Raw genomic sequence first — 25,253 nt, forward strand, 5'->3', positions numbered from 1 at the left:
TAGCAGAGCTATATTTGATATGGATCACAGAATGCATCACGGCCGCCAACTAGACTGAAATCGAATAGATGGGGCCTTGTTTTTGAAATCGTTGACATAAGGAATTGATGATGAGCTTGAACATGCATGGTATTTCAATCGGAATTGAGCGTTATGGTGATGACGATTTCTTTGTCACCATGAAAGCCGTGGGAAAACTGACCCACGAAGACTATGAATACATGGTGCCTATGCTGGAGTCGGCGATAGCCGGTGTGAAGGATCCGGATATTTACGCTCTGCTGGATGTCACCGAAATGGATGGTTGGGAAGCCAGAGCCATGTGGGACGATCTCAAGTTGGGGATCAAGCATGGGCGCCATTTCGAGAAGATTGCCATCATAGGCAATACCAGTTTGCAGGAATGGATGACCAAGATGGCCGACTGGTTTACGCCAGGGGACATGAAGTTCTTTGTTGATCGCCTCGATGCCATCGACTGGCTGAAAGACTAAATCGCCTTGCCATGAAACGCCCGCGACCTGTGAGGAGGTGCGGGCGTTTTTTTATTGCCATTCCAACAGGGTTTTGAGCTGCTCGCTACGCTCCTGAGTCAAGAGTGCCTGCCACTCCTGCTCAGTGGTGGACTCCTGGAGCGCGGCAAATAGGCGTGCATTGCTGTCGCGGTATTTAAGCCACAACCTCTGCACCGCGCGAAGGTCTTCTTTGGTGACTTCAAACATATAAAGCTCGGGGTCATCCGCAGGGCGCAGTTTCTTCATCAAGGCGCGGTACAGCTGGTTGAGCTCTTTGTCGGCGCCGGCAAAGTCAGGGAAAGTGCTCACCACTTGCTCTCCCTTACTGAGCATTTCCAAACGTGCCAGATAGTCTTGCCGCTGCTCGCTCTGGGAGCCGATAATAAAGGCGCTGCGCCCACTGCCGCCATGGCCTTCCTCCCTTGAGGTTTTCGCTTGCAGCCATAGCTCGAATGCGCTGTTGGCCGGCTCGAGTAATTTAAGCGGCGCTTGCCCCAGGCGTTGCTTGATGCTTTGGTTGATCCCTTCTTGTTTGGCGAGGCGCTGTTGCTCCAGTCGCTTTTCTTCCCGGGAGGCGCAAAAGCCCATTCCCATACCACTGGTAATAGCGTTGCAGAGATCAAATTCAGTGGTCTGTTTGGCACCAGGGTCGAGTTTGAGCCTGTCTTTGACGGCGATATCCAGCTCGGCCGGTACCTCGGCGCCATAACAGATGAGCTGCAGCACCTGGCGATCATAATTGTTGCCATCTTGCAGTTTGGAGAGATTCTCGGCCTGTTGCCACAAACGATAGCTGTAGCCTTCCTCTAAGGGCGCGCTCAGAGCATTGAGCCGGTTGAAATCGGGCTTGCCGGCATAGATGCAGGCATCCAGCGTGGTTTGATAGTCGAAGCTAAAGTCCGGATGGTGACTTTGATACTGTTTTAACACCTCGCCCAGCCTGAGCGGGTCGGCACTATTTGCTGAGCCGCCGCGAGTCAACAGGCGATCTGTCAGGTAATAGAATGCCTTGGGGTGACCTGCCCTTGCAGCCTGGCTTAAATGCGCTATGTCTTCAGCCAAAGGTAAGGAATAACTGTAGCTCAGCATGAAGTGGGCTTCGCTGCTGCCAAGGGCCGCAGCCTGCTCATAGAGCGGCTTGGCCTGCTGGCTCTGTCCGGCTTGTTGCAGCGCCTTGGCACGCTCTACCAGGCTGGCGGCATCCTCGGCGTAAACCGGGGTAAAAATAATCACCAATAGGCTTACTGCTGCGGGTAAATGGAGTAAAGTATTCATAGGGTGCTTCAAAATATTGCAATATAACTTGTTGATATTATTCGACAGGTATCTCATCAGTCGATGCCTGTCGTGTCAAGGAGGTCACTATGCGTAACAAAGATATTCTCTGGCCCACAGATTTCAGTGATACAGCTGCCAATGCATTGAGATATGCTATTGAAATGGCCAACCTTTATCATGTTGGGCTGCGTATTTTGCACGTAGTGGATCAGCCCATAGGTGATGAAAACTATCAGTTGTTGATCATCACTCCGGAAGAGTTGGCGCAAACCATGGAAAAGGCCGCCGCCGAGAAGATGCATGAGTTGCTGGCCAAGCTGAACAGTCCACTGAAAATTGAAACTGTCATTCGCCGCGGTGACGCAGTTGAGGAGATCCTGGCCGAAGCCGAGTCTGCCGATGTCGGTATGATAGTGATTGCCAGCCACGGTCGCAGTGGCCTGGCCCATTTTCTCAGTACCAATGTGGCCGAGGCCGTGGCCAACAAGGCTCGCTGCCCCGTGTTGGTGGTGAAGTAACAAGTCGATGCGGCTTGAATGAGTACTAGAACGAGGAGCCGGGCTGCTCGAGAAAGGCCAGCTCCTCGGCGGTCGACTGCCGTCCCAATATGGCATTGCGATGGGGATAACGGCCAAACTTGTCAATAATCGCCTTGTGCCTCAACTCAAAGTCATAGTTGTCCCTGGTTTGTTCCGAGGCGAACAGTTTCTCTGCCTGCTGATGAATAACCGCCGACTCGCTGTGCATAAAGGGCATATAAAGAAATGCCAGCATAGGGGCTTGCAGCTGTTTGTCGGCGCCTATGCTGATAGCCTCCTGCGCCAGAGCCAATGCCATGGGATCGGCACTGAAGGCATCGGGAGTATCACGGTGAATGTTGCGCGAGAACTGATCCAGCAGCAAAATTTCCGCCAGGCGCCCTTGTGGCGTTTGTCGCCAATGCCATAACTCGCCCTGACGGGCCGCATGTAGCAAGGCCCCGAAACGACGCTCAATTGTGTTGTCAAACTCAGGATCCTTGACCCACCAAGCCTTGGGGCTTATCTCTTCAAACCAAAAATGGATTATCTGTTGTGGCCTGTACTCGGAAGCGATTTGAACTGACATGGCAATTCCTTCTATTTGAATGGGATTAAATCCAGTTGCTGTGATCATGGGCGATAAGCCCAAGGGTTTGCGCCGCGATATCCTGCGCCTTGGCCAGCGGGATGGCTGGCAGTGTCAGTTCGCCGCTGGCCAGCCCCAGCTTGAGACTCGCGAGGCCTCGGCGTTTTTGCCCCCGGCTTTGGATTAGCTGCAGATGTTGCACCTTACTCAGCGACACCAACTGCCAACTGTGGCCTACGAGCCCCTTGTGGATCCAGAGATCGTTTTCAACCCGCCAAAAACCCCATTGACGATAGCGCAGATAAAGCGCCAGGACAGCCAACACTCCGGCCAGCAACAGCAACCAGGTCTCTGCTGCAGGGCCGGTAAATGCCCATGTCAGCGGCGCCGGCGTTAAGCACCACAGCGCCCTATGGTAAAACCAGCTCGGGTGAATGGGGTGCCAACGATTTGGAATACGGTCGGCCTTGCTGTTTCTTTGGTTGAGCCTTTTTAGCAGGCGGTGCACTTCGCCTCTACCGAGCGATGGCACCAACATGTGATTGTTGCTGCCGCCTTCCACCTCATTGCCTTTTACCTGCTTGAAGCTCAGAGTCCAGCGTTTCAGCCAGCGGGCCAGTAGCGGCTGCTGCAAACTGATGAGTTGAATTCTGTGCTGCTTGAGTATGTCTTGCTGGTGGGACAGCAGGCCGCCGCTACGCTGTAATGTTTCCAGTTCCTGGGTCAGGCGGTAGGGGGCATATTTCAGCAGCGCCGCGACTATTGAGATCAAGGAAAACAGCAGATAGCCAAGGAGCAGAAGGCCGACAAGGAACCCCAGCTCCAGCAGCAGGTTGCCACTGAGCTGCTGCTGATGCCAGTCGAAGACTTGTGTCAGCCCCAGCTCCATCAGTTGACTGCCTTCGAGCTGGCTGAGTACCGGACCTGCAATGACGGCAAACCAAACAAAATTATTCTGATACAGGCCAAAGAGTGCCAGCTCTGCCAGGGACTTCTTCACCAGTAAGCGGGAGTTTGGCGGTGCTGAGGTGGGGGCGCTTTCGTCTGTGTCGGCCCGTTTCATCAATTGCTGCCTCAGTGACTCGGCCTGAGCTTGGGTGACTGCACTTAAGCAGGCTTCATCCTTGGCCGAACCCGCAGTTTCCACTATCAAGTTACCCAGTCGCAACGGCTTGAAGTAAAAAGGCTGTTCCAGACGCACATTCTGAATTCTGTCTATCGGCAGCTCGACTTTGCGCTTGAACAGGGCACCGCTGTGGACCTCGAGTTGTCCTCGAGTCAAGCGATAACGGAATTTGCGCCAGCTCAACAGCCCATGGGCAAAAATCACTATCAGGGTCAATGCCAGTGCCAGTGGCAGCCAGACGGAGTCAAATCCCTGCTGCCAGCCGGTATAGAGGATAGGCACCAGGGCATAGCCGTTGCTGAGGAAGTGTTTCAGGCTGGTGAGGCTGAAACTGATGATTGCCCAGGGTGAGAGCGAGTGCCAGTTGGCTTGCTGCACCTGGCTCAATTCGGCGTCTCCGTCGAGGTTTCACCACCATCCTTCCCCGCCAGAGACAACAGATGTTGGCGCAGCGCTTCGGCTACTTCAATATCCAGCCCGGGCAGGCTGACCTCGGCCGCCGAACTGCCGGCACTGTAGCAGCGCAAACTTGTCAGCCCGAAATGGCGCTGCAATGGCCCCTGAGACAGGCTCACATGTTGCAGCCTGCTGGCCGGCATGGCGGTATGGCTCTGCCACCAAAGCCCTTCACGCAGCAAAATGCCATATTCACAAACGCCATAAGCCATGGCTTCGGCTTGTTTTTGATTGAGCCAGGTCTTGAATCCCAAAAGCAGCAGTGCCAGCGTGACCGAGATGATGACTCCAAGACCACTCAGCTTGGCGCTGAGCAGTAACGCAGGCACTAGCAGCAGTATGACCAGCGCCATCAGCAGCAGATTTTGCCACAGTAATTGTTGGCGGTAGCGGGGAGACAAAGGGGTCAAGGGTTGGCTGTCAAAGCCCAACCACTGCTGCTGAGGCAGGGGCGAGTGGGGCGAGCGGGTATCCATGTGCTTTGAGTCCTTGAGGCATTGACCTGACTATAGCAATAGAGAGTTTGTCGCTTCAAGCAGCTAGCTTGGATGGCAGAGACTTGATGCAGTTCCGGATCCTAAGCGATTGCACTTGTGTTAACAACTGGATATCAAGTAGTTTGGTAGCAAGACTTTGTTGCCCGTGTGGCGCTTGCCTCCCAAACGCGCCGTTACTGGCTGTAAACCATCAGGACGATGAGTATGTTCCAAGCCGATAAGGTATCCAAACAGCAAACCGCCTTTCTGCGTAAGCTCTATCTGGCCCATCTGATAGACGATACCCAACATAACCTGTTGTCCTTACAGAAGGAAACCGGTATGCCGCGCCGCACCTTACAGGACGCCATTGCCGCCTTCGGCGATATAGGTATTCAGGTGGACTTTATCCAGGATGGCCGCCGGAATAACTCAGGGCACTACCACATCCGCACCTGGGGCCCGATTAACAGCGCCTGGGTCGGCACTCACCTGGAGCAGATCCGCGCCTTGCTGTTCGCCGACAGTTGAATCCGCCTGTTGTAACAGCAGCATACCGGCCAGAACCGCCTGGATATGGCGCTGCTGGATAAATTCATAGTAACGCTGATCCTGCAGTTGATTGCCTTTAGCCTTAAACTCGCACTGCGTCTGCATTCCCACTACTAGATCACCATTGCTGCCAAATGGCGGTAACTCCAGGTTATAGCCTTTGAAATAGTTGTGGGGTAGTTCTTTGTTCCAAAACAGTTGCCAATGATTGTTCCCGCAGTTGGGAATGGGCTCGGCCATGGCCGCCAGGGTTTGCCGTGCCAGTAGCTCACGAATGGCATCATAATTCAGCTTTGAGTCGGTTGTCGGGCATGGTAAATCCTCCAGCTCTATAGTAACCGGCGATGAATCTATCGGATCCTTGATGCCATAGAACTTGGCTCTGCGCTCCCCCTTGAGATAGTGGGTAAGCTTGGTTGTGAACAGCGGAAACAGGCCAACAAGGGACGGCCCGTGATAGACGGGGGTAACATGGGCGGGCACGCTGACATCCTGCAACAGATGCAGCAGGGCACCGACAAAGTAATCCCGCTGGGCCGAGTCATTGGCCATGGTTAACCCAAGTTGGGCCCTGGCCCACAGGCGTTGCTGTGACATATTGACAAGTCCGGGCTGCACTGTCTCTTTGTCGATTTTATCCGGATGATAAAAGTGCCAGTTGCCAACGCGGCGATAGGCCGGAAACAGTTGATCACTCCAGGGATTATCATACAGGGAAGAGGGCAGTTTGGCGGCGCCTTCATCCATGGCCAGGTTGCCGTCCTGCAGTCGCTGTAATCTGGCAGGGTTGACTACTTCACCGCGGCATTGCGCCAGTTTCTGATAGCTGAGTTCGGTGAGGCGCAGGTGTCCGGGTTTGGGATCATAGGCCATTGCTGAGTTGCAAAGCAGTAAGCTACACAACAAAGCTACGCCGGCCGAGAGAGTAGTGGTTTTCATCGAGTCTTCCTGACAGGCTTCCTAAAGGGTGAGTCGCAAAATCGCGGGTGTTGCGAAGGCTTATTTAATAGCTTTCGCCACTCATTTTCACTAAATAAATCCGCTTCTATGCGCAGCAACAGAGTAGCCCTGTCGCGAGTTGGCACTGTTTACATTTTTGCGGCCAAGCCCGGCTTTTTCAAGTCTGGTTTTTAAGACCAGGTTTTTCAAGCTAGGTAGAGAGCAAACCCAAGCCAGCTAAGGCCAAGCAGTATCCTGGGAAACCACTGCAGCCACTTAGGGGCATGTAGGGGCATGGGATGGCTTTATTTCTGCCGCATCCGCGCTGTCATCCGAGTCGTGCTGGAGCCTGTTTTTCTGTCTCAGCTCTTGCTTGCGCGCCTTGTCTCTTGCTCTGGCCTTGGCCTTTTGTTGCTTCTTGTATTCGGCAATGCCTTTCTCTATGCCCTGGGCAATGAGGCGGGTTTGCTCCTTGGTTTGCCCCGCCTTTTGAGTGGCTTTGGCCATGCGCATGGCTTCGGTTTGGGTTTCGTTGGAAATCGCTGGCTTCTTATTCATCTCTGATGGGGTTGATGACTGACCCTAGGATTATACCTGCCGGCTTGGAGTTCTGACCACAGACGGCTTCACATCAAAGGCGCTTGTCGGTGCTGAACTTGTTCGGGGTCAAATGCTCTTATGGCAGGGCCATATTGCAAGGGCCTTTATTGGCAAGATTTTGATTGCCTCAAAAATAGAGTCTCTGCCCCTGCGCGTCGGCGAAGGTGCCCGGTTCATAGTGCCAGACCCTGGAAATCAGTTCAGGCGTCAAAGCCTGTTGGGGCTCGCCCTGAACCAGGAGTTTTCCTTTGTCCATAACCAGTAACTGATCGGCATAGTGACTGGCCTGGTTGAGGTCGTGCAGCACGGCCAATACAGTGTAGTCCTGCTCATGAGCCAGCTCTCTGGCGAGCCGCAGTACTCTGTGTTGCTGGGCCAAATCCAGCGCCGAAGTGGGTTCATCCAGCAAGAGTACAGGCGAGTGCTCGGCCTGGGCCAATTGAGTCAAAACCCTGGCCAACTGAACCCGCTGGCGTTCACCGCCGGACAGTGCCGGATAGCTGCGCTCACTCAGGTGAGCCAGATCCAGACGCCACAGTTGCTGCTCAACCAGTTGGGCGGCATCCCAGGCACTGAGACTGAGAGGATACAGGCCCATGGCTACCACTTCACGAACGCTGAAGGGAAAGCTGAGACTCGAGTGTTGCGGCAACATGGCCAGATGCCTGGCCAAGGCTTGCTTCGGCCACTGCCCAAGAGGCGAGCCGTGAAGGCTTATCCGCCCGGCGTCGGCCTTGAGCTCCTGAGTCAACAGCCTTAGCAGACTGGACTTGCCGGCGCCATTGGGCCCCAGTAGAGCGTAAAATTGGCCGCTTTGCAGTCGGCAACTGACATCGGTCAGCAAGGGCTTGTTGTCGACTCTGGCATGGAGATGTTTGAGCTCCAGTACTTGCTCAGTAACTGCGGTGGACTCAAATGGCATGGCTGTCTGTGCGGCAGTTGTCGTGGTCACGGATTCGAGTGAAGGCATGGAGTACCTCAATAAAGCTTACGTCGCTGACTCAGCAGCAGATAGAGGAAGAAGGGAGCGCCGAGCAGAGCCGTCATCAGGCCGACAGGGATCTCGGCTGGTGACATCAAGGTACGGGCCCCTGAGTCGGCCAAGGCCAGCAGCACAGCGCCGAGAATGGCACTCAGCGGCAGCAGTTGCCGATGATCCGGCCCCTTGAGCAGCCGCACCAGATGCGGTACCACCAGTCCGATAAAACCTATGATGCCGGTGGCCGCCACGGCAACACCAACACCCAAAGAGCAGAGCAAGATCAACTTCAGCTTGAGCCTGTCTACCTCTATGCCCAGATGACGCGCCTCGGATTCGCCCAGCAACAGGGCGTTGAGCGCCAATGCCTGTTTGTTGAACTGCCAACTCACCAAGGCCAGTACCGGCAGACAGATAAATACGGATTGCCAACTGGCACCGGCGATGGCCCCCAACTGCCACAGGCTGAGATCCCGCAGTGCCATGTCGTTGGCAAGGAAAGTCAGCATGCCGATCCCGGCACCGGCCAGGGCGGTAATAGCCACCCCGGCCAGCAAGAGTAACACCACTGAGGTGCTGCCACCTGAAGTGGCGAGCCGGTAAACCAGTAAACTGGTTGCCAGACCGCAGAGAAAAGCACCAAGGGGGACGGCATAGCTGCCGAGGTGCGGCAGTAGCACTATGCAGATGGCGGCTCCCAGCGCCGCGCCCGAGGACACACCTATGATGCCTGGGTCAGCCAGAGGGTTACGAAACAGGCCTTGCATTACTGCGCCGCACTGTGCCAACAGGGCGCCGACAATCAGTGCCAGCAAGGTTCTCGGCAGACGGACATTTTGCACTATCAGGGCATTGGCTTCCTGCCCGGCGGCGACTGAGCCAAACAGGGAGTCGATTATATCGCTCAAGCCTATGGTCACAGGTCCGGTTGCTATCGAGAGCAATGCGGAAAACACCAGCAGGCTGGCGAGTCCAGGCCAGAGCCAGGGATGGCGGTGGATGGGCAGCACGGCAGCCATGATTATTGCTCCAGCAGTTCCTGATTCAGGGACTCGGCCGCTTCAATGGCGGAGATACCCAATCCCCCGAGTAATGCCTGAGGTTGAAGATCCCGGATCAAACCGGCTTTTCCGGCCGGAGTATGGGCCAGTAGCGGCATACTCTTCAGTAGCTTATCGGCTTGAGGCTCGGGTTGCTCGCTGGCGTTGGAGAGTAAAATCAGCTCAGGCTTGAGCGCCAGAATGCCTTCCTGAGACAGGCTTCGGTAGCCGCTGAAGTCGGCGGCGTTGGTGGCACCGGCCAGCTGGATAATGATATCGGCGGCCGTATCGGCGCCGCCGACTCTGGCGGGACGCTCTGACTGCAGCAACATAAACATGACTCTGGGCGGATGTTCGAATTTGGCCGCAGATTGCGCCAGCTGCTGTAACCTGCCAACCAGGGTATCGGCCAGTTCGGTGGCGGCTTTCTCCTTATTCAGGGCCTTTCCCAGAGTAAGGATATTTTGCTGTAGTTGCTCGGCGGTATCGGCCGCCTTCAGGGTGATAACCGGCACACCGGCCTGTTTTACCAGGTCTATGCTGCTGGCCGGTCCCATCACAGAAGTGCCAATCAGGAGATCCGGTTTTTGCGCCAATATGCCCTCGGCTGACAGCATTCTGTGGTAGCCGAGTCTTGGCAGTTTCAGCGTCTTTGGCAGGGCGCTGCTGGCGTCGACAGCCACCAGTTGTGGGGCGGCATCCAATGCCAGCACCAATTCAGTGACACCGGCACCGGCACTGATCACTCGCTTGGGAGGCTCTTCAGCGGCAAAAAGCGGCATGGCGAGCAGGCCACAGAGGAAGATAAGAGAGTTTTTCATTCTAGCTCCAAAATAATTCAGGGACTCATCGCCACAGACTTGTGTCTGAGGTTTCATCAGTTGTTTAGGGTTCCATCAGGACCCTGGTCTGGCTGATCTCCAGCCGCTGCAGCAGACTCAGCAGTTGCATCAGCGGCTGGACTCTTGCCTCCTTGTCAGCGGCTACCACCAAAGTCAGTTCGGGATTGTCGGCCAGCGCCTGAGTCAGTGCCTGCTCGAACGCGTCGAACCGGGCAAATTTTTGTTCATTGAGTGCCCAGAAGGGTGCTTGGGGTAACACGCTTACCGTCAATTGAGTCTGCGCTTGTGGGCTCAAAGTTGTGGCGCTTTTATCCGGCACTTCAATTGGCAGGCTCAATAACTTGGGATTGGCTGTGAGCAGCAAAAACACCAGCACAATGAAGATGATGTCTATCAAAGGGGTTAGATCCAGGCCGCTATCCAGGCCATGCTCTTCCTTAATTTCAATCATGACAGCGGCTCCTGATGGCGACGCTTGCCATTGATTTGACTGAGTTTGGTCAGGTTAAAAGCAGCGTAATCATTGTCTTCGCCCTGCAGTGGGACCCCTTCCAGCCAAAGGTTGAGTTGATTCAGTACATGGGCGCAGGAGGCCACAGAGCGCTCGGCCCAGAGTCCGAACAGCTGCGCTCCCAACAGCGCGGGTACGGCGATCAACAGGCCGGCGGCTGTGGTGTACATGGCCAATCCCAAGCCTGAAGCCAACAAGGCCGGAGTGATACTGTCACTCTGATTGGCGCCAATGTCATTGAACATCTCCAGTAACCCCAGCACAGTGCCGAGTAAACCCAGAAGCGGGCTGATGGCACCTATGTATTGCAGCAACTTGAGCCCGGCGTGGAGTTTGCGTTTCTCCTTTGCCAGCCAAAGTGACAACAACTCTTCCCGCAGCGTCTTGGGTTGTGCGGCCTGCCTCAGCAAATGGCGGGCACCGCAGGAAATCAGTCCCCGGTTATCTTTCAGGCGTTCAAGCAGGCTGTCACAACTTTCATCCAGTGTGCCGCTGCGCAATTCGCCGAGCCAGGATTGGCGCCTGAACAGGCTCGGCAACAAGATGGCAAAGCGCTCCAGCAATATCATCAGGGTCAGAAAGGCGCAGATGAGCAAAGGCCAGGTGAGATCGCCAAGTTGCTGGTGCAGGCTTTGGTACAAACTTAATTCCATCGTGTCTCCAACTGTTAATTAAGGGCGAAGCGAACCGGCACCCTGACTTTGAAACGGGCGGCTGAGGCTTGGGAAGGAATGCTGAACTGCCAGTGGCGTACGGCGGCCAATGCCGCTTCATCCAGAATGGAATAGCCTGAGCTGCTGACGAGCAGGGCGTTTTGGGTTTTGCCTTGATGATCAAAGAAGATGTCCACCAGAGCCGTGCCCTCAAAGCCCCGCTTGCGGGCGAGTCTGGGGTAGCTCGGCGGCGTCGGCGGGCTGGCAAATACAGGCTCAGCCAGCTCTATGGTGTGATTCAGCCCTGGGGTGCTGGCTGTTTGAACCGGCGACGAAGGAGTGCCCGGCTTCTCCTCACGGGGCACAGGTTCTGCTCGCGGAGTCGTTGAGGCGTGTTTCGGTTCAGATTTCTCTGCTCTCTCTCGCGGCTTTTCCTGAGTCGGTTGTGGCTTGCTCATCTTTGAAGTTTGTTTCTGACTCGTTTTGACCGGCTTGGTTTTGAGCAGCTCAGACTTTGGCGGCTCAGGTTTCGCCACATTCTGTTTCAGCGGTTCTTGATGTTGAGGGGCTTTATGTTGAGGGGCTTTATGTTCAGCTTCTTTATGCTTAGCGGATGGGGCTTTTGTCGCAGGGTGGCTTTCGGCGGTAGCAGTCTGGTTTTGAGTCTGGGCTGAGGCAGTTTGGGACGCTGCAGCAGGGGCTGCGCTGAAACTCAACTGCAAACCGCCCTTGGTGGGCATTACCAAAGGATCTGGGGTGGCAGTCTGAGAGGCCAATACGGCACTCTGAAGTGACAATGCCATGAGCGCAAAACCACAATAACGCTTGGGGGTCACGCCGTTACTCCTGTTTACAACCGCTTGTTGCTGCGGGTGAATGTTTAAATTCAACTAAGCAATGACCCGTAAGGCTCAATGCTGTTCTGTCTTGGGTCGGCTCTGTCCCTGAGCCGCCACCATTCCATGGTTCCTGCCTTTACTGTCCGGCCAGCCTTTACCGTTTGGATAGCGCCGCTATTCTGCTGCTACAGACGGCACCACTCCCGGAACTTACCCTTTCTTTGGGTTAAGATATACGAGTAGAAATAAGATCGCAAATGATAATAATTATTATTTGATCCTTTTCTAAAGCTAAGCTAGAGTGCCAGCTTAAGTGGTGTTATCCCGGGCCTGCGGCCCTCTGTCTCAACTTGTTTTTCAGAAACACCACTCCCATGAGAAAGGCTGGAGATACAGCCTGATAATCTGTTTGAGGATCAAGATGATGAATAGAAAGCCGCTGGTTATGGCTATTACTCTGGCATTGGGAACCCCCTTCCTGAGTCTGGCCGCTGTTGCCGAGCAGGTGAAAACAGCAGAATTTGATGAGGTGCTGGTAAGTGCTACCCGCATTCAGGAGAAAGTCTCTGAGTCCAGCCGCAGTGCTGCGGTTGTCGGCGAAGAGCAGTTGGCCGAGAAGCAGGGCGACTCGGTGGCCGAAGTGCTCAAGACTGAAGCCAACATCAATATCGCCAATGGCCCCAGGGCGTCTGCCCAGCAGGTGGAAATTCGTGGTCTCAGTGGTCAGAGGGTATTGCAGACCATAGATGGCGCCAGGCAAAACACCAGCGCCGGCCACAGAGGTACCTTCTTTATGGACCCTGAGCTGCTCAGTTCTGTTGAGGTGGTACGCGGCCCGGCTTCCAGCCTTTGGGGCAGTGGCGCCATAGGCGGTGTGGTATCACAAAACACCAAGTCGGCCAGGGAGATGCTCGACGAAGGCCAGAGCTTTGGTGGCTATCTAAAGCAGGGCTATGAAACCAATGGCCAGCGCAGCAAGAGCAGTGGTGCCATTTATGGTGCCAAGGGCAGTATCGACTGGTTGTTGAACGGCAGCTACAGCGATGGCGACAACATCAAGGCAGGTAATGACAATACCCTGGAAAACAGTGCCAGCCGCAGTCGCAGTGGCTTGGCCAAGTTCGGTTGGCAGTTGGATGAGGCGCAAAGGCTGCAACTTTCCGGCAGGATCAATGAGATCTCCGAAGCCGTGCCCAGCAACCCGGCCACAGATGTCAGCAACAGTGTGCCTCTGGTGCGCCGCGACAGTAAAGATTCCAACCTGACCCTGGACTACAGTCTGGCACCAAGTAGCAACGCCCTGCTGGATCTGGATGCCAAGTTCTACTGGAATAAGACAGATTATGATGAGAATCGCCTGACCAAGGGCCAGTTCGACACCACAGAATATGAGACCCTGGGGTTTAGTATTGCCAATCGCAGTCAATGGCAGGGGCTCAAATTAACCTATGGTCTGGACGGCTACCGCGACCAGATAGAAACCTTCCGTGATGACAGCGGCCAGAGCGGTCAGCGTCCCGGCAACATAGATGGAGAGTCTCGGGTGTGGGGCGCTTTCGTGGCCGCCAATATCGCTCTGGGGGAAAACTGGTCATTGGATCCGGCGCTGCGTTACGACAGCTTTGAAAACGAAAGCAATAACCTGGGCCATTCCAGTGATGACGATGCCTTGTCTCCCTCGTTGGCACTGGTGTGGAAGACAGCGCCATGGCTGACACTCAGCGCCCGTTACGATGAAGCCTTCCGCGCGCCATCAGTGGAGGAGATGTACTCCAGTGGCACTCACTACTGTATTCCTCCCATCCCCAATTTCTTGCCCAACGGCCTGTGCAATACCTTTGAGGTCAATGAAAACCTCAAGGCTGAAAAGGCCAAGAACAAGGAACTGAAGGCCGATATGCGCTTTGCCGAGCTGGCGGGCAACGATGAACTGGCGCTGAGCCTGAGTGTATTCAGAAACGATGTCGACGACTTTATCGAGCAGCGGGTGACCAATCCACTGCACGGCATCCCCGGGCTCGAGCAGAACACCCGCTGGGATAACGTCGACAAGGCCAGACTGACCGGCTTCGAGCTGACAGGAAAATATCGCATCAACCAGACCCGCTTATCGCTCAGCTACGGCCAGACTGAAGGCAAAGACAGACATGATGGGGGCTATCTGGCCAATATCCCGGCCAACAAGCTGGTGCTCGACTTGTCGCAGGGGATCATGGCGGGCGATATGAAGCTGGGAACCCGGGTCAGCTATAACGCCAGTCAAGACAGGGTGCCCGAAGATAACCCGGTTAACCGCTACCAGGACTACACCCTATGGGATGTGTATCTGGCTTGGGAGCCTGCCATGGGAACCTTCGAAGGGCTGCGGGTCGACTTTGCCATTGAAAACATTGGCGATGAAGAATACATCCAAGCCTGGCAAACCCTGATGGATCAAGGGCGCAACTTCAAGCTCTCGGCCCGTTACCGTTTCTGATGGAGCAACAGATGCAGATAAGCGATACAACAAGGGCGGCCGCTGGCCGCCTGCAGATAGCCGCCGCCATGCTGGAACACCCCGAGTGGTTGCCGGCCGATGCCGCCGCCAACCTGGGGATTTCTGAACTTGAGGTGGTGCAGGCATTACCGGCCGAGCAGCAGCAATTCTTGCCGCTGGAATGGCTGGAAGCCCTGCTGCAGGCACTGCCTGAGTGGGGCAAGTTGACCACCATAGTCACAGTTGCCGGGCAGATATTTGAATTCAAAGGCGACTTCCCCAAAGGAAAGACGGCTCATGGCTACTTTAACCTCTACAGCAAGGGAGATGGCTTGCATGGCCATCTGAAATTGGAGAATTTCAGTGCCATCGCCTTGATAAGTCGTCCATTTCGGGGCACTGAAAGCCATTCGATTAACTTCTTTGGCCCTGATGGCGCCATCGTTTTTAAGGTCTATCTGGGCCGGGATCAACAACGCAAGCTGCTGCCGCCACAGTTGGCACTGTTTGCCGACTGGCGTCACCGTGGTGAAGTGGCTGCCAAAAAGGGGGAAATATGACCAGTGAAAACCAACGCCTGCAGGAAAAACTGCTGCCGGAAATCGAAGACTTCAAACAGGGGCGTACCACCTTGCAGTTGGCGACCCAGGATGCCAACGGGATCCCCAACGCCAGTTATGCACCGTTCGCGCTGGCCGATGATGGCTTCTATATTCTGGTAAGCGATCTGGCGCGTCACGGTATTAACCTCAAACAGTCACCGCGGGTATCTGTGATGCTGGTGGAAGACGAAGCCGAGGCGCGCAGCGTATTTGCCCGCCGCCGCCTGACCTTTGATGCCGCCGCCGAACTGATAGCAAGAGACAGCCAGGGCTTTGCCAAAGGGGTACAGGTGCTGTCCGGACGCTTCGGTGAGATGATAGATAACCTGGCGGCATTGACCGATTTCAACCTGTTTAAGCTGGTGCCCGAGCGCGGTCTCTATGTCAAAGGCTTTGGCCAGGCGTTCAGTCTCAGTGGTGCCGAGTTGTTGGATGTCAACTGGATGCGTGATGGCCACCATGGAACGCCCAAGGCCGTGCCTGCCTGAGCTGGACTCATCGGCGCTTTGGCGCCACAATCCTGATTAATAGTCACTGTCTGGATTTTCGCTTGTCTGCTCCTCAAACCTCTTCGGCTCGGATCCTGCCCTGGATCCTGAGCTTTCTTAAGCCTTATCGTCTACGAGTCGCCCTGGCGCTGCTGTTTCTGCTGCTGGGGTCTCTGGCCTGGCTGGCCCTGGGGCAAGGGGTTCGCTTGATAGTGGATGAGGGCTTTATGGCCGACAACTCGGGCCGCCTCAACGAAATTGTGTTGTTTATTCTGGGGATCACCCTGGTCAGTGCCGTGGCCGTGTTCTGCCGCTTTTATCTGATGACCTGGCTCGGTGAGAAAGTCAGCAACGATATTCGCCGCTTGGTGTATCACAGGTTACTGGAACAAAGCCCGGTGTTTTTCGCCCGCTTGCGCACCGGGGAAATCATCTCCCGTTTTACCGCCGACAGCACTCTGTTGCAGACAGTTATCGGTTCTAGCCTGTCGATGGCACTGAGATCTTCAGTGACCACTATAGGTGGCTTGGTGATGATGGCTTTTACCAGCATCAAGCTCACGGCCTTGGTGCTGCTGGCCGTACCGCTGGTGTTGGTGCCTGTAGGTTTGCTCGGGCGGCGGGTACGCAAGCTTGCGCGCACCAGTCAGGACAGTGTCGCCGATCTCGGTGCCTATGTGGATGAAACCTTGCATGAGATCCACACGGTACAATCCTATGGTCACGAGGCTCGCGATCGCGACAATTTTGACGGCTACCTGGCGGCGGTGATGCGTGCTGCCAGTGGCCGCATCCGCTATCGCTCGGCGTTGATCTCCTCTGTCATGTTGCTGACTATCGGTGCCATAGTGGCTGTGACCTGGGTGGGGGCCAGAGACGTAATGGCCGGTGTAGTCAGCGCCGGTGAGCTGTCGGCATTCATGTTTTACGCCATGATGGTGGCCGGCGCCGTGGCCACCATAAGCGAAGTGATAGGGGATATTCAGCGGGCTGCCGGTGCCAGCGAACGCTTGATGGAGCTGGCCGAGTCCAAGGCAAATATTGCCGAGCCGGCCAAGCCGCTGGCGCTGCCCAGTCCGCTCAAGGGAGAACTCAAGATAGAGCAGCTGAGTTTTGCCTATGATGAGGGCGCAGCTGTGCTTGAGGATCTTAATATCCATATTCAACCCGGTGAACGGGTGGCTCTGGTTGGGCCCAGCGGCGCCGGCAAGAGTACGTTGTTTCAGCTGCTGCAGCGTTTCTATCAGCCGAGTTGCGGCCGCATTCTGCTCGATGGTGTCGATATCGCTTCTGTATCATTGGCGAGCCTGAGGGCACAGTTTGCCCTGGTGCCCCAGGAGTCGGTGATCTTCGCCACCAGTGTGCTGGAAAATGTGCGTTATGGCCGCCCGGAGGCCAGCCTGGAAGAGGTGGTTGCCGCCTGCAAGGGCGCCAGAGCTCATGAATTTATCAGTGAGTTTGCCCAGGGGTATGATACCTATTTGGGTGAGCGTGGCGTGCGCCTTTCCGGTGGTCAAAAGCAGCGAATTGCCATTGCCCGCGCCATCTTGGCCCGCAGGCCTTTACTGCTGCTCGATGAAGCCACCAGTGCCCTGGATGCGGTCAGTGAAGTCAAGGTCAAGCAGGCTTTGGATGAGTTGATGTCGGGACGAACCACGCTCATCATAGCTCACAGGTTGGCGACAGTGCTCAATGCTGACCGTATTCTGGTGCTGGAGCGGGGGCGATTATTGGCCAGTGGCAGCCACAACGAGTTGATGCAAACCAGCCCGCTGTACCGTGAGTTTGCCAGTCTGCAGTTGCTCGCGCCCGATAGTTTGGCCGGGAGCTCAAACGAGCCCGGGCAGGCATCATCGCTGGCTTGATCTCAGCGCTTCTGTTTTAAATAAATAATCAGGCCAGTCACCGCCAGTAACAATAAGGCGATCGCCGCCAGATCCATCAGATAACTGCCAGCAGCGCCGAAGATTCGGCCGCTGTGCAGATCCTGAAGAACCCTGTGCCAAGACAGGCGACTGGCGCGAATATCTCCGAGCAACTGCTGCGTTTGTATCTTTGCCCCTTCGAGTGGTTTTATCCAGGGGAGGGCCACCAGGCTGCTGGCCGCTTGCCAATCCAACAGTTCGCTGTCGCTGCGATATTGGCCCCGGGGTGTTTTCAGCCAGACACTGCCGGGCTCGACCGCCATGGCGTTTATCTGCGGCGGCAAACCTGTCAGCTCGGTTTGGGTTTCCAGCACAGCAAGATCCTGGCTCAAAATCGTTAAACTGTTTCGGGTCAGCAGCAGCCACTTGTCTTCAAAGGGAGCTATGGCCAGTATCTCATCGGTTTGCTCGGCTAGCGGCGTGCCGGCTATCCAGGCCTGACCCTCACTGCTGCCCACCAGCGGCTGGGCTTGCCAGACATTGACATCTTCCGGGGCGCCAATGCCGTAATAGTCTTGCAGCCATTGCCAGTGCACGCCTTGGGATAGGTTCAGCTCACGGCTGTGATTCAAGGCCAGGCCGGTCAGAGTCAGCAGCAACACAAGCACACTGCTGATGATGCCAATACGTCTGTGCCAAGGGCGCAGGGTACGCAGGAGACGGACTCGAAAGTCCGGATGTTTACGTGTCATCTGGGCTCGCTGTGTTGTTGCTGACCGTGTTGCAGGCTGAGTTGCCGGTCAAGATAGAGGGCGATGCGGGCCAGTTTGGTCAGGGCCCTGACGGAAAGCGTTGCTCCGGTAATGCCATCTATATGTTTGTCCAGCTGTTTATCTTTTGTGAGTGTCGCCGATTTAAATTGGTCGGTAAAGAAGTCGTGCCTGACCTCATCGCCGCGGCTCTCGCGGTAGATAAGCACCTTGGTGCGATAAATCTGTCCATGGCGCACCTGAATGCCCACAGTGATTGGCGCTTCTTTGCCTATCTCCTCCAGGATCCAGACAGTGTCGTCTCCCTGCTGCCAATAGCGGGTACGCAGCGGCCGAAAATCGTGGGCCAGTATCTCTTCTATGACCTGGCGTTGCTCGGCGCTGAACCAAAAGACTCGGGCTTTCGCTTGGTCTTGACCTTTACCTTTACTTTGGTTTCCCAAGGCCAAGGTGACAAAGTCTGCAGGACTTTGATAAACGCTTTGCGCCGCCTGGGTTTGAGTGAATGGCAGCAAAAACAGTGAGAGTAGTGCAATAAGGGTCTTCATAAGTGCCTCAATGAGGGCGCCCCAGAGGGCACCCAAAGATCATCAGAACTGATAACCTACACCCAGATTGAAACCGTCTGAGTCAGACTTGCCGCCACGTTTTTCGTAGTCGGCCTTGAACACCACATTCTCGTGCAACCAGTAGTTGATACCCACATTGGTTTGAGTTTCTTTGGTGTCTTGATTGTCACCGGCATTGTTGTCCCATTCGTTGTAGCGGGCGAAGATACCGAACTGCTCGTTAAAGCGGTAGGACGGCTCTATATACCAGCCATTTTGCTTGTCGCGGCCCAGGGCTTCGGCTTCAAATCCATCTATGTCCCACTCGGCATAGAGGGCTCTGATGCTGAAGTTTTCTATGTGGTAGATGGCGTGCGCCGACCACATCAGAGCTGAGGCTGTGTCTACAGTGGCTTCGCCTTGAGTCAGATCCGATTGGTACTGCACCGTGGCTGCCAGCTCCAGACCGGGAACGGCTGTGTATTTCACCCGGCCGGTATAGGCCAGATCGTCAGCCTTGGCCTCGGAAACCTTTTGGCGACCGCTTCTTGGCTTATAGGCATTTTTTCCTGTGGTAGGGACATTCAGGCCCGAGGTTACGGCCGCATCGAAGGCCAGTCCGGGAGCCGCCTGGATATTCATTGCCAGACCCGCTTCCCACCAGGTAGCCGGGAGTATGTCTTTCTCAACCGGGTTGCGCTCGACACCATAAAATGCCGGTGGCTCGTGGGTTTCATTGATGATGCCAACCGGCATCAGGAACAGACCCGCCTTGGCAGTCAGTGCTTCGTTGAAGTCGTGCTCTATGTAGGCCTGCTCCAGCTCGACTTCGCCATTTTGACCATCGCCTGAGATGGAGTGCTCCACTTCCAGCTCGGAGAAGAAACGGGTGTTTTCGGTAAACTCATGGCCGAAGAAGAGCACGAAACGGTGGAAGTCGAACTCTTTCTTATCCTCGCCCAGCTTGTTGTCTATGTTGTTGTAGTGCAGCTCGCCATAGCCGCCAATAGTGGTGGCGGTTTTTTGCGGCGTAGCATCTACCACCTCGGCGGTCTGTTCAACCCGCTCAGCAGTTTGCTCGACACGCTCGGCAGTTTGTTGCTGACGCTTTTCGGTTTCTGCCAGACGGCGCTCCAGATCCTTGAGGACTTTTTGTTGCTGTTCGATGATTTTGCGCAGCTCCTGAGTCTCGTCCGAGGCGAACGCCTGCGGGCCGCACAGGGCTGTCAGTAGCGCACTGGCAATGAGAGTTTTCTTGATCATCTTGCTTCCCGTTGTGATGTTACTGTTGTTGAAATCGGGCGAATTCTAGCAATTGATTTAATAAATGCAAACGATTTGCATTTATTAATGTGATAAAAATTAACAAATGTCAGTATCTGTAAACTTACTTGTTATTGTTAATGTTTTGTCTGAAAACGGATGCTTACAATGTAAGTTTTTGATCTTTTTATTAAAGTATTAAGACTATGTTTTAGTCGCAAGAGGAGAGCCTGACGTCATTCCCGGATAAACCCGCTGAAGTGCGATTGCTGAATTTTTGAACTTTCAACCTTGGCCGGAAGACTGGGGCAACAGATCGGGTGAGTTATTTGTCAAAAGGCGGTTAAACTGATCGGCCTTTTTATTCCGGTTAGCCTTGGCTTTGTGAGTGTTCGAACAAGATGTTTCTAGTTGATTATTTTAAAAGAGAAAATAACCAAATAACCATAGGCCGCAAACAGGCCAGTGATTTTGCCAAGGGTGTAGCAGGGGATTTCAATCCCATCCATGATGAGGATGCCAAACGTTTTTGTGTTCCCGGCGATCTCCTTTTTGCCCTGGTGTTGAACGATTATGGCCTCAGCCGCCGGATGCAGTTCAAGTTTGAAGGCATGGTAGGAGACGGCGTATGTCTGCATTTTCCCAGTGACCAGGGGGCCGAGCTGGCGATAGAAGATGAGCGCGGCAAACGCTACCTGAATGTCCATCGCGATGGTGAAATGCGCCACTGTGAACGACAGTTGGAGTCCTTTATCCGTAGTTATGTGGCTTTTTCCGGCCTCAACTTTATCCATGTTTTGGTGCCTTTGATGCGTGAGCATCAGGTAACCATCAATCCGGCGCGGCCATTGGTTATCTATGAAAGCATGGGCTTTGAGCTGGACACCCTGGAGTTTGAGCAGGTTAAACTGGAACTGGTTAACAGCAGTCTCAAAGTCGATGGCAAGCGCGGTGATGTGACGCTGGATTTCGCGCTTATCAGCGATGACAAGCAGGTGGGCACCGGGCGCAAGACCTTGGTACTCAGCGGCTTGCGCCCCTTCGATGAGGCGGCTGTCGAGGCTATGGTCAGCGAGTATCAGGCGCGCCGCGATGGCAGCTGGAATGGCTGCTCACAGACAAACGCCTAAATTCAAACTGCGGCGGCTTCTGAGCCCGGCGCCAGCCTGCTTTCGACCCGGTTACGCCCCAGCTGCTTAGCCTGATACAGGAGTTTATCTGCAGTATCAGTGAGTTGGCTGAAGCTCTGGCTGCCGTCGGCATCCAAAGCCACCCCCTGACTGACGGTGAGCCTAAGCGGCTCACCACTTTCCAGGGTGAATATGTGTTCGGCCACACTCTGCCTCAGGGTTTCGGCGACAGCCACAGCGTCATTCAAGCCGGTATTGGGCAGCAATAACATAAACTCTTCACCGCCAACCCGAGCCAGCAGATCATCTTCCCGCAGCGAGGTTTTCATGACCTTGGCCAGTTCGGTCAGCACTCTGTCGCCGTTATTGTGACCATGGGTGTCATTGACCTTTTTAAAATGGTCAATGTCGAGAGTAATCAGTGCCAACGGGCCATGGCTGCTCTGGGCCTTGGTCGGCAGTAACACTTCTTTCAGGCGGTCAAGCCACATGCGCCACTTGGGCTGCGCTTCCTGGTTTTGCTCCTCTGTAGCTTGATGGTACAGCAACCAGCCGGCCAGATAGCGACGGTTATAGAGGCCGGTGAGGCTGTCAGTCTTGGCCAGCAGGCCCCACTTCAAGCGTGAGCGATTGAGCCAGAGAATAACAGCGGTGGCCAGCAACAGCAGCAACAGGATTATGCTGCTGATGATATTGAGCTGATTCAGGGTAGTGCGGTTGGTTTCCAGCTCCAGCTTTTGCAGTACGTTGTTCCAGTTGAGATCCTGGTTCTCAAACTCGAGGCGCTCTAAGTTAAACAGCAACTGTTGGCGATCCAGGTTACTGACCAACTCTTTGGAGCTGTATGCGGCGAAGCGCTGCTGATACTGCTCCAGCACCTCGTAGGCGCGCTTGAAATTGCCCAACCCGGCAAAGCCTTCGGCGCTGACCTTTAACAGCTCTATCTGAGAGCGCAACAAGGTTTTTTCCTTGGCTAAGCCGATAAGCAGAGGGTCGACATAGACAGCCATCTCGGCATACTGATGCTTATTGAGCAAGTCCTGAGCCTTGAGCAGTTGAAAGCGACTGGTGTAGAGGGTTGAAGTCTCACGATATTGCAGGTTGTCGGCCAGTTGCAGGTGCCTGGACATGGATGACACATCTTCCAGCTCCCGGTACTTCAGCGCCAATTCCACATTGATGCGAAAGCGATACAGGCCGTAACCCAGCACTCTGGCCAACTCCAGCGCTGCTTGATACCTGTCAATGGCGACTTCAGCCTTGCCTTGACGTTCAGCCAACTGCGCCAGATCCAATTGCACCAGCATCTGGTTGTAGGACATCCTTCTGTCCTTGAAGAAATTAAACGCCTTCTTGAGCAGTTTTTCCGAGCGTTCAAAGCCGTTGAGGCGCACCAAGAGGTGGCCCATGCCAAAGGAGATCCGTTCAAGCAACTCCTTGTCCTGACTCTGATCGGCAGCGTCCAATGACAGCATCAGGCTGGCGTAGGATGCATCCAGCTTGCCTTGCTGTTCAAATGCTTTGCTCTTCAGTAGCAGGGCTTCGGCCTGAACTGCTTTATCGGCAGAGTTCTGGTTGCGATCTATTATTTTTTGCAGTTCGCTGATGGCCTGTTTGACCTTGCCGGTTTGCAGCATTACCTGTACCAGTCTCAGCTCCAGCAGGGTATGTTCGCTGGTTCCGGCATCCGCCAGCTTAAGGCCCTCTTTGGCGGCTTGCTCGGCGGTGGGGACCTCATGCAGCAGCAGAGACACTGTCGCCTTGGTCAGATAAAAACGGGTCACTAAGGGCTTTGGCAGGTCCTTGAGCTGATCGCCTTCCATCTCGTAGAGCTGCGCCTGTGCCCGTTGTGGCAGGGAATAGAGTTGGCTTTCGGCCCCTTTAAGCAAGCGGGAGAATTGCTCTGCATTGGCCGCCAACAAGGTCGGGCTCGCCAGAACCATAAAGATTGCGATCAAGGGGTGGCAGAAGCGTTTCTTCATACTCTTAGTGCTCTTTGAACCGAAAATGTCTGATAAAAGTCATATTTTGGAGAGATTATCGCGTTCGCTGCCGGGGTTTGTCTAATTATTCGCTACTTACTACCCGGATTTGGGAATTGTCTGATAGAGGTGGAGTGGTCAAAAAAGCTACATCATGGCCGAGCCTGAAGCTAACCCTGGTTGAAATCCAAGGTGAGGAGTTCACCGTGAGTTGCCTTGAAAGTGCTTCGAAAAAGAAGTGAGTAAAGAAAGATATTAATCAAGAGAAAGAAGCTGAAACTTCAGTAGGATGATGGTTGAAATGAAATCCGGGTAGAGCAAAAGCTGCGCCGATTGCCAAGCAATACTGGCTGCTATCGGCGCTTGTTGATCAGTTTTCTGCCAGCGTTTGATAGGGGCCGTCGCTGGCTGGGCTGTTGTCAGTTTGCTGATCAAGACGGCTAATTCTGACTTCGGCTATCTGATGCTGATTCATCGCCGTTACCTCAAAGCACCAGGGCATCAGAGTCAGTACGCTACCTGCTTCCGGGATCCGGCCAAAGCGTGCCAGCAGCATGCCCGCCAGGGTGACGTACTCGTGATTATGGCTCTCGAGTTCGTCGCAGCCCAGTAGCTTCTCCAACTGATGCAGATTTATGCTGCCGCGAGCGCGCCAACCATCGCCATCGATGCGGATCTCTTCGACCTCGTCTTCCTGGGGCAGTTCGCCGACTATGGCTTCGAGAATGTCGTGGCCGGTGACCAGTCCCAATAGGGCACCGAATTCGTCTGTCACCAATGCCATGTCGGCCTTGGCGCGTTTCAGCTCTTCCAACAAACGGAATACGCTAATGCTTTTCGGCACTATCACCGGCTTGTGGCCGGGGCGCAGACTCTGCAGCGGCTGTTGTTGTTCTATGGCTGCCAGCAACTCCTTGGCACTGACCAGTGCCACGACCTTGTCTATGTCGCCGTCACACAGGGGATACTGGCTGAAACTGTCGCCATGCAATTGCTGTTTTATCTGCTCGGGGCTGTGGCTGAGGTTAATCCAGCTTATTTCGGCCCGCGGCGTCATAATGCTCTTGATGCTGCGCTCGGCCAGAGTCAGCACCTCGCCGACCATGTTGCGTTCATCTTCGGCAAAGCACTTGCTCAAGGCGCGCTCAGTTTCGGGCACCTCTTCATCTTCTTCAATTTCCTCAAACTGTTTCTTGCCGCCCATCAGCTTGAAGATGGCGTTGGCCGTCCTGTCCCTCAAGGGTTTACGGGCCTCACGTTGTTCGAACCTGCGTTGCCCCAACTGGTTGAAGAACTCGATCATGATGGAGAAACCTATGGCGGCATATAGATAACCTTTGGGAATATGGAAACCAAAGCCTTCGGCTACCAGGCTGAAACCTATCATCAGCAGGAAACTGAGACAGAGCACCACCACGGTTGGGTGCGCGTTGACAAAGCGGGTCAGCGGTTTGGAGGCCAGTAACATCACTGTCATGGCCACCACTACGGCTGTCATCATCACCCAGAGTTCATCCACCATGCCGACCGCGGTAATAATGGAGTCGATGGAGAATACCGCATCCAGCACCAGTATTTGGGTAACAACTATGCCAAAACTTGCGTAGGCGACTTTCTGGCCAATTTCCGGCTCTTTGGACTCCAGCCGTTCATGCAGTTCACTGGTGGCCTTGAACAGCAGGAACAGACCACCGGATATCAGGATCAGATCCCGACCGGAAAAACTGAAGTCGGCAAGGCTGAACAGAGGTTGGTTGAGGGTGACCAGCCAGGACACCACGGCCAACAGGCCAAGGCGCATCAACAGGGCCAGCGACAGGCCTATGACCCGGGCTTTGTCTCTTTGATGTTGAGGGAGTTTTTTAACCAGAATGGCAATAAATACCAGGTTGTCTATGCCGAGAACTATCTCGAGGATGATAAGAGTAAAGAGTCCGATCCATATGTGTGGGTCGAGCAAAAGTTCCATAGTGGTGAACCAAGGGCCTCAAAGTGGGTTTAACTTGGGCCTATTGCAGCATAACTTGGGCGGAATGCTGAATTAATTATGGTTAATCCTTTGCTGGCGCAGCAGTGCTTGAACGAGTGTCAAAAAACTGCCTTGGAGTCATAAAATTTACGTATTGTGTATTATTTAAAAACTTGATTATAAAGGTTTTATCTTTCCGTGTCAGACTTTAGAATTAACCCAAAATAACAAATGGGAAACATCTGTG

The 25,253-nt window shown here is 54.5% G+C and carries 24 protein-coding genes and 1 pseudogene; 8 read left to right on the plus strand and 17 right to left on the minus strand.

The genetic code is table 11. The annotated features are described in order from the left end of the window. Window positions 1-110 precede the first annotated feature (110 nt). Window positions 111-494, plus strand: coding sequence for an STAS/SEC14 domain-containing protein (locus HCX89_RS14000; protein WP_028779496.1), 384 nt, complete (start codon window positions 111-113; stop codon window positions 492-494). Window positions 495-545: 51 nt separating this feature from the next. Here the strand turns inward: HCX89_RS14000 and HCX89_RS14005 are convergent, their stop codons facing one another. After that, window positions 546-1,790, minus strand: a complete 1,245-nt coding sequence (locus HCX89_RS14005) for a lysozyme inhibitor LprI family protein (protein ID WP_167716454.1) — start codon at window positions 1,788-1,790, stop codon at window positions 546-548. 89 nt (window positions 1,791-1,879) lie between these two features. Between HCX89_RS14005 and HCX89_RS14010 the strand changes: the two genes are divergently transcribed. Beyond that, window positions 1,880-2,311 carry a universal stress protein gene (locus HCX89_RS14010; protein WP_025008878.1) on the plus strand — a complete coding sequence of 144 codons (432 nt, stop codon included), beginning with the start codon at window positions 1,880-1,882 and terminating at the stop codon, window positions 2,309-2,311. 25 nt (window positions 2,312-2,336) lie between these two features. Here HCX89_RS14010 and HCX89_RS14015 read toward each other — a convergent pair whose 3' ends face one another. Genes HCX89_RS14015 through HCX89_RS14025 form a run of 3 tightly spaced genes read right to left on the minus strand, consistent with a single transcriptional unit; the run spans window position 2,337 to window position 4,958 of the window. Continuing rightward, the gene (locus tag HCX89_RS14015; protein WP_167716456.1) at window positions 2,337-2,900 is read right to left on the minus strand and encodes a DUF924 family protein; all 564 of its coding nucleotides are present in this window, start codon (window positions 2,898-2,900) and stop codon (window positions 2,337-2,339) included. 25 nt (window positions 2,901-2,925) lie between these two features. Next, on the minus strand, window positions 2,926-4,404 hold the full coding sequence (locus HCX89_RS14020) for a PH domain-containing protein (RefSeq protein ID WP_368039300.1): 1,479 nt from the start codon (window positions 4,402-4,404) through the stop codon (window positions 2,926-2,928). Between the two features lie 5 nt (window positions 4,405-4,409). Then, on the minus strand, window positions 4,410-4,958 hold the full coding sequence (locus HCX89_RS14025) for a PH domain-containing protein (RefSeq protein ID WP_109248354.1): 549 nt from the start codon (window positions 4,956-4,958) through the stop codon (window positions 4,410-4,412). Window positions 4,959-5,183: 225 nt separating this feature from the next. Between HCX89_RS14025 and HCX89_RS14030 the strand changes: the two genes are divergently transcribed. Beyond that, a complete protein-coding gene (locus HCX89_RS14030) occupies window positions 5,184-5,489 on the plus strand; it encodes a winged helix-turn-helix domain-containing protein (protein WP_025008880.1) in 306 nt (101 codons plus the stop codon). On the opposite strand, the gene HCX89_RS14035 is transcribed toward HCX89_RS14030, so the two are convergent. From HCX89_RS14035 to HCX89_RS23095, 8 genes and pseudogenes are all read right to left on the minus strand, one after another. Continuing rightward, the gene (locus HCX89_RS14035; RefSeq protein WP_167716461.1) at window positions 5,391-6,449 is read right to left on the minus strand and encodes a hypothetical protein; all 1,059 of its coding nucleotides are present in this window, start codon (window positions 6,447-6,449) and stop codon (window positions 5,391-5,393) included. The two genes, HCX89_RS14030 and HCX89_RS14035, sit on opposite strands and share 99 nt — an antisense overlap. Before the next feature lie 309 nt (window positions 6,450-6,758). Next, window positions 6,759-7,007, minus strand: a pseudogene (locus HCX89_RS14040) (DUF2956 family protein); the annotation flags it as partial. A 169-nt stretch (window positions 7,008-7,176) separates the two neighbouring features. Beyond that, a complete protein-coding gene (locus HCX89_RS14045) occupies window positions 7,177-8,019 on the minus strand; it encodes a heme ABC transporter ATP-binding protein (RefSeq protein ID WP_254428394.1) in 843 nt (280 codons plus the stop codon). Window positions 8,020-8,027: 8 nt separating this feature from the next. Beyond that, window positions 8,028-9,029 (minus strand): iron ABC transporter permease, encoded by a 1,002-nt coding sequence (locus tag HCX89_RS14050; RefSeq protein ID WP_025888645.1) that lies wholly within the window; start codon window positions 9,027-9,029, stop codon window positions 8,028-8,030. A 20-nt stretch (window positions 9,030-9,049) separates the two neighbouring features. Continuing rightward, window positions 9,050-9,889, minus strand: a complete 840-nt coding sequence (locus HCX89_RS14055; RefSeq protein ID WP_167716465.1) for a hemin ABC transporter substrate-binding protein — start codon at window positions 9,887-9,889, stop codon at window positions 9,050-9,052. 64 nt (window positions 9,890-9,953) lie between these two features. Then, window positions 9,954-10,361 carry a biopolymer transporter ExbD gene (locus HCX89_RS14060; protein WP_167716467.1) on the minus strand — a complete coding sequence of 136 codons (408 nt, stop codon included), beginning with the start codon at window positions 10,359-10,361 and terminating at the stop codon, window positions 9,954-9,956. Then, on the minus strand, window positions 10,358-11,074 hold the full coding sequence (locus tag HCX89_RS14065; protein ID WP_167716469.1) for a MotA/TolQ/ExbB proton channel family protein: 717 nt from the start codon (window positions 11,072-11,074) through the stop codon (window positions 10,358-10,360). Before HCX89_RS14065 ends, HCX89_RS14060 begins: the two co-directional genes overlap by 4 nt. A gap of 14 nt (window positions 11,075-11,088) precedes the next feature. Continuing rightward, window positions 11,089-11,910, minus strand: a complete 822-nt coding sequence (locus HCX89_RS23095) for an energy transducer TonB (protein WP_167716471.1) — start codon at window positions 11,908-11,910, stop codon at window positions 11,089-11,091. 427 nt (window positions 11,911-12,337) lie between these two features. On the opposite strand from HCX89_RS23095, the gene HCX89_RS14075 reads away from it, so the two are divergent. The 4 genes from HCX89_RS14075 to HCX89_RS14090 all read left to right on the plus strand — a co-directional run bounded on the left by HCX89_RS14075 (window position 12,338) and on the right by HCX89_RS14090 (window position 17,344). After that, on the plus strand, window positions 12,338-14,389 hold the full coding sequence (locus HCX89_RS14075; protein ID WP_025008890.1) for a TonB-dependent hemoglobin/transferrin/lactoferrin family receptor: 2,052 nt from the start codon (window positions 12,338-12,340) through the stop codon (window positions 14,387-14,389). A 68-nt stretch (window positions 14,390-14,457) separates the two neighbouring features. After that, window positions 14,458-14,949 (plus strand): heme utilization cystosolic carrier protein HutX, encoded by a 492-nt coding sequence (gene hutX / locus HCX89_RS14080; protein ID WP_240647900.1) that lies wholly within the window; start codon window positions 14,458-14,460, stop codon window positions 14,947-14,949. Next, window positions 14,946-15,479, plus strand: coding sequence for a heme utilization protein HutZ (gene hutZ / locus HCX89_RS14085; protein WP_025008892.1), 534 nt, complete (start codon window positions 14,946-14,948; stop codon window positions 15,477-15,479). Before hutX ends, hutZ begins: the two co-directional genes overlap by 4 nt. A gap of 32 nt (window positions 15,480-15,511) precedes the next feature. Further along, entirely contained in the window at window positions 15,512-17,344 is a 1,833-nt protein-coding gene (locus tag HCX89_RS14090) for an ABC transporter transmembrane domain-containing protein (RefSeq protein ID WP_254428397.1), read from the plus strand. A gap of 2 nt (window positions 17,345-17,346) precedes the next feature. Here HCX89_RS14090 and HCX89_RS14095 read toward each other — a convergent pair whose 3' ends face one another. The 3 genes from HCX89_RS14095 to HCX89_RS14105 are packed head-to-tail and all read right to left on the minus strand — an operon-like array spanning window position 17,347 to window position 19,925. After that, window positions 17,347-18,096, minus strand: coding sequence for a PepSY-associated TM helix domain-containing protein (locus HCX89_RS14095; protein WP_167716473.1), 750 nt, complete (start codon window positions 18,094-18,096; stop codon window positions 17,347-17,349). Further along, complete coding sequence (locus HCX89_RS14100; protein WP_096141000.1) at window positions 18,093-18,662, minus strand: FMN-binding protein; 570 nt, start codon at window positions 18,660-18,662, stop codon at window positions 18,093-18,095. Before HCX89_RS14100 ends, HCX89_RS14095 begins: the two co-directional genes overlap by 4 nt. A gap of 42 nt (window positions 18,663-18,704) precedes the next feature. Further along, window positions 18,705-19,925 carry a porin gene (locus tag HCX89_RS14105; protein ID WP_096140999.1) on the minus strand — a complete coding sequence of 407 codons (1,221 nt, stop codon included), beginning with the start codon at window positions 19,923-19,925 and terminating at the stop codon, window positions 18,705-18,707. 401 nt (window positions 19,926-20,326) lie between these two features. Here HCX89_RS14105 and HCX89_RS14110 point away from each other — a divergent pair, with 401 nt between their 5' ends. Then, window positions 20,327-21,055: a DUF3581 domain-containing protein gene (locus HCX89_RS14110; protein WP_028779485.1), complete on the plus strand. Its 729-nt coding sequence runs from the start codon at window positions 20,327-20,329 to the stop codon at window positions 21,053-21,055. A 2-nt stretch (window positions 21,056-21,057) separates the two neighbouring features. On the opposite strand, the gene HCX89_RS14115 is transcribed toward HCX89_RS14110, so the two are convergent. Together HCX89_RS14115 and HCX89_RS14120 are read right to left on the minus strand one after the other, a co-directional pair. Next, entirely contained in the window at window positions 21,058-23,037 is a 1,980-nt protein-coding gene (locus tag HCX89_RS14115; protein WP_167716475.1) for a GGDEF domain-containing protein, read from the minus strand. A 370-nt stretch (window positions 23,038-23,407) separates the two neighbouring features. Beyond that, window positions 23,408-25,006, minus strand: coding sequence for a TerC family protein (locus tag HCX89_RS14120; RefSeq protein ID WP_145839213.1), 1,599 nt, complete (start codon window positions 25,004-25,006; stop codon window positions 23,408-23,410). Window positions 25,007-25,253 lie beyond the last annotated feature (247 nt).

Origin of the sequence: Shewanella sp. Iso12, assembly GCF_012030025.1 — a bacterium.
In the GTDB taxonomy this organism is placed as follows: domain Bacteria; phylum Pseudomonadota; class Gammaproteobacteria; order Enterobacterales; family Shewanellaceae; genus Shewanella; species Shewanella algae.

Bases quoted from the DNA above. Each gene is read 5' to 3' on its own strand.
- HCX89_RS14115 (WP_167716475.1), bottom strand. From the start codon at position 23,037: ATGAAGAAACGCTTCTGCCACCCCTTGATCGCAATCTTTATGGTTCTG.
- HCX89_RS14095 (WP_167716473.1), bottom strand. From the start codon at position 18,096: ATGACACGTAAACATCCGGACTTTCGAGTCCGTCTCCTGCGTACCCTG.
- HCX89_RS14000 (WP_028779496.1), top strand. From the start codon at position 111: ATGAGCTTGAACATGCATGGTATTTCAATCGGAATTGAGCGTTATGGT.
- HCX89_RS14010 (WP_025008878.1), top strand. From the start codon at position 1,880: ATGCGTAACAAAGATATTCTCTGGCCCACAGATTTCAGTGATACAGCT.
- HCX89_RS14005 (WP_167716454.1), bottom strand. From the start codon at position 1,790: ATGAATACTTTACTCCATTTACCCGCAGCAGTAAGCCTATTGGTGATT.
- HCX89_RS14120 (WP_145839213.1), bottom strand. From the start codon at position 25,006: ATGGAACTTTTGCTCGACCCACACATATGGATCGGACTCTTTACTCTT.
- HCX89_RS14110 (WP_028779485.1), top strand. From the start codon at position 20,327: ATGTTTCTAGTTGATTATTTTAAAAGAGAAAATAACCAAATAACCATA.
- HCX89_RS14015 (WP_167716456.1), bottom strand. From the start codon at position 2,900: ATGTCAGTTCAAATCGCTTCCGAGTACAGGCCACAACAGATAATCCAT.
- HCX89_RS14045 (WP_254428394.1), bottom strand. From the start codon at position 8,019: ATGCCTTCACTCGAATCCGTGACCACGACAACTGCCGCACAGACAGCC.
- HCX89_RS14055 (WP_167716465.1), bottom strand. From the start codon at position 9,889: ATGAAAAACTCTCTTATCTTCCTCTGTGGCCTGCTCGCCATGCCGCTT.
- hutZ (WP_025008892.1), top strand. From the start codon at position 14,946: ATGACCAGTGAAAACCAACGCCTGCAGGAAAAACTGCTGCCGGAAATC.
- HCX89_RS14035 (WP_167716461.1), bottom strand. From the start codon at position 6,449: ATGAAAACCACTACTCTCTCGGCCGGCGTAGCTTTGTTGTGTAGCTTA.
- hutX (WP_240647900.1), top strand. From the start codon at position 14,458: ATGCTGGAACACCCCGAGTGGTTGCCGGCCGATGCCGCCGCCAACCTG.
- HCX89_RS14105 (WP_096140999.1), bottom strand. From the start codon at position 19,925: ATGATCAAGAAAACTCTCATTGCCAGTGCGCTACTGACAGCCCTGTGC.
- HCX89_RS14100 (WP_096141000.1), bottom strand. From the start codon at position 18,662: ATGAAGACCCTTATTGCACTACTCTCACTGTTTTTGCTGCCATTCACT.
- HCX89_RS14075 (WP_025008890.1), top strand. From the start codon at position 12,338: ATGAATAGAAAGCCGCTGGTTATGGCTATTACTCTGGCATTGGGAACC.
- HCX89_RS14065 (WP_167716469.1), bottom strand. From the start codon at position 11,074: ATGGAATTAAGTTTGTACCAAAGCCTGCACCAGCAACTTGGCGATCTC.
- HCX89_RS14060 (WP_167716467.1), bottom strand. From the start codon at position 10,361: ATGATTGAAATTAAGGAAGAGCATGGCCTGGATAGCGGCCTGGATCTA.
- HCX89_RS14025 (WP_109248354.1), bottom strand. From the start codon at position 4,958: ATGGATACCCGCTCGCCCCACTCGCCCCTGCCTCAGCAGCAGTGGTTG.
- HCX89_RS14030 (WP_025008880.1), top strand. From the start codon at position 5,184: ATGTTCCAAGCCGATAAGGTATCCAAACAGCAAACCGCCTTTCTGCGT.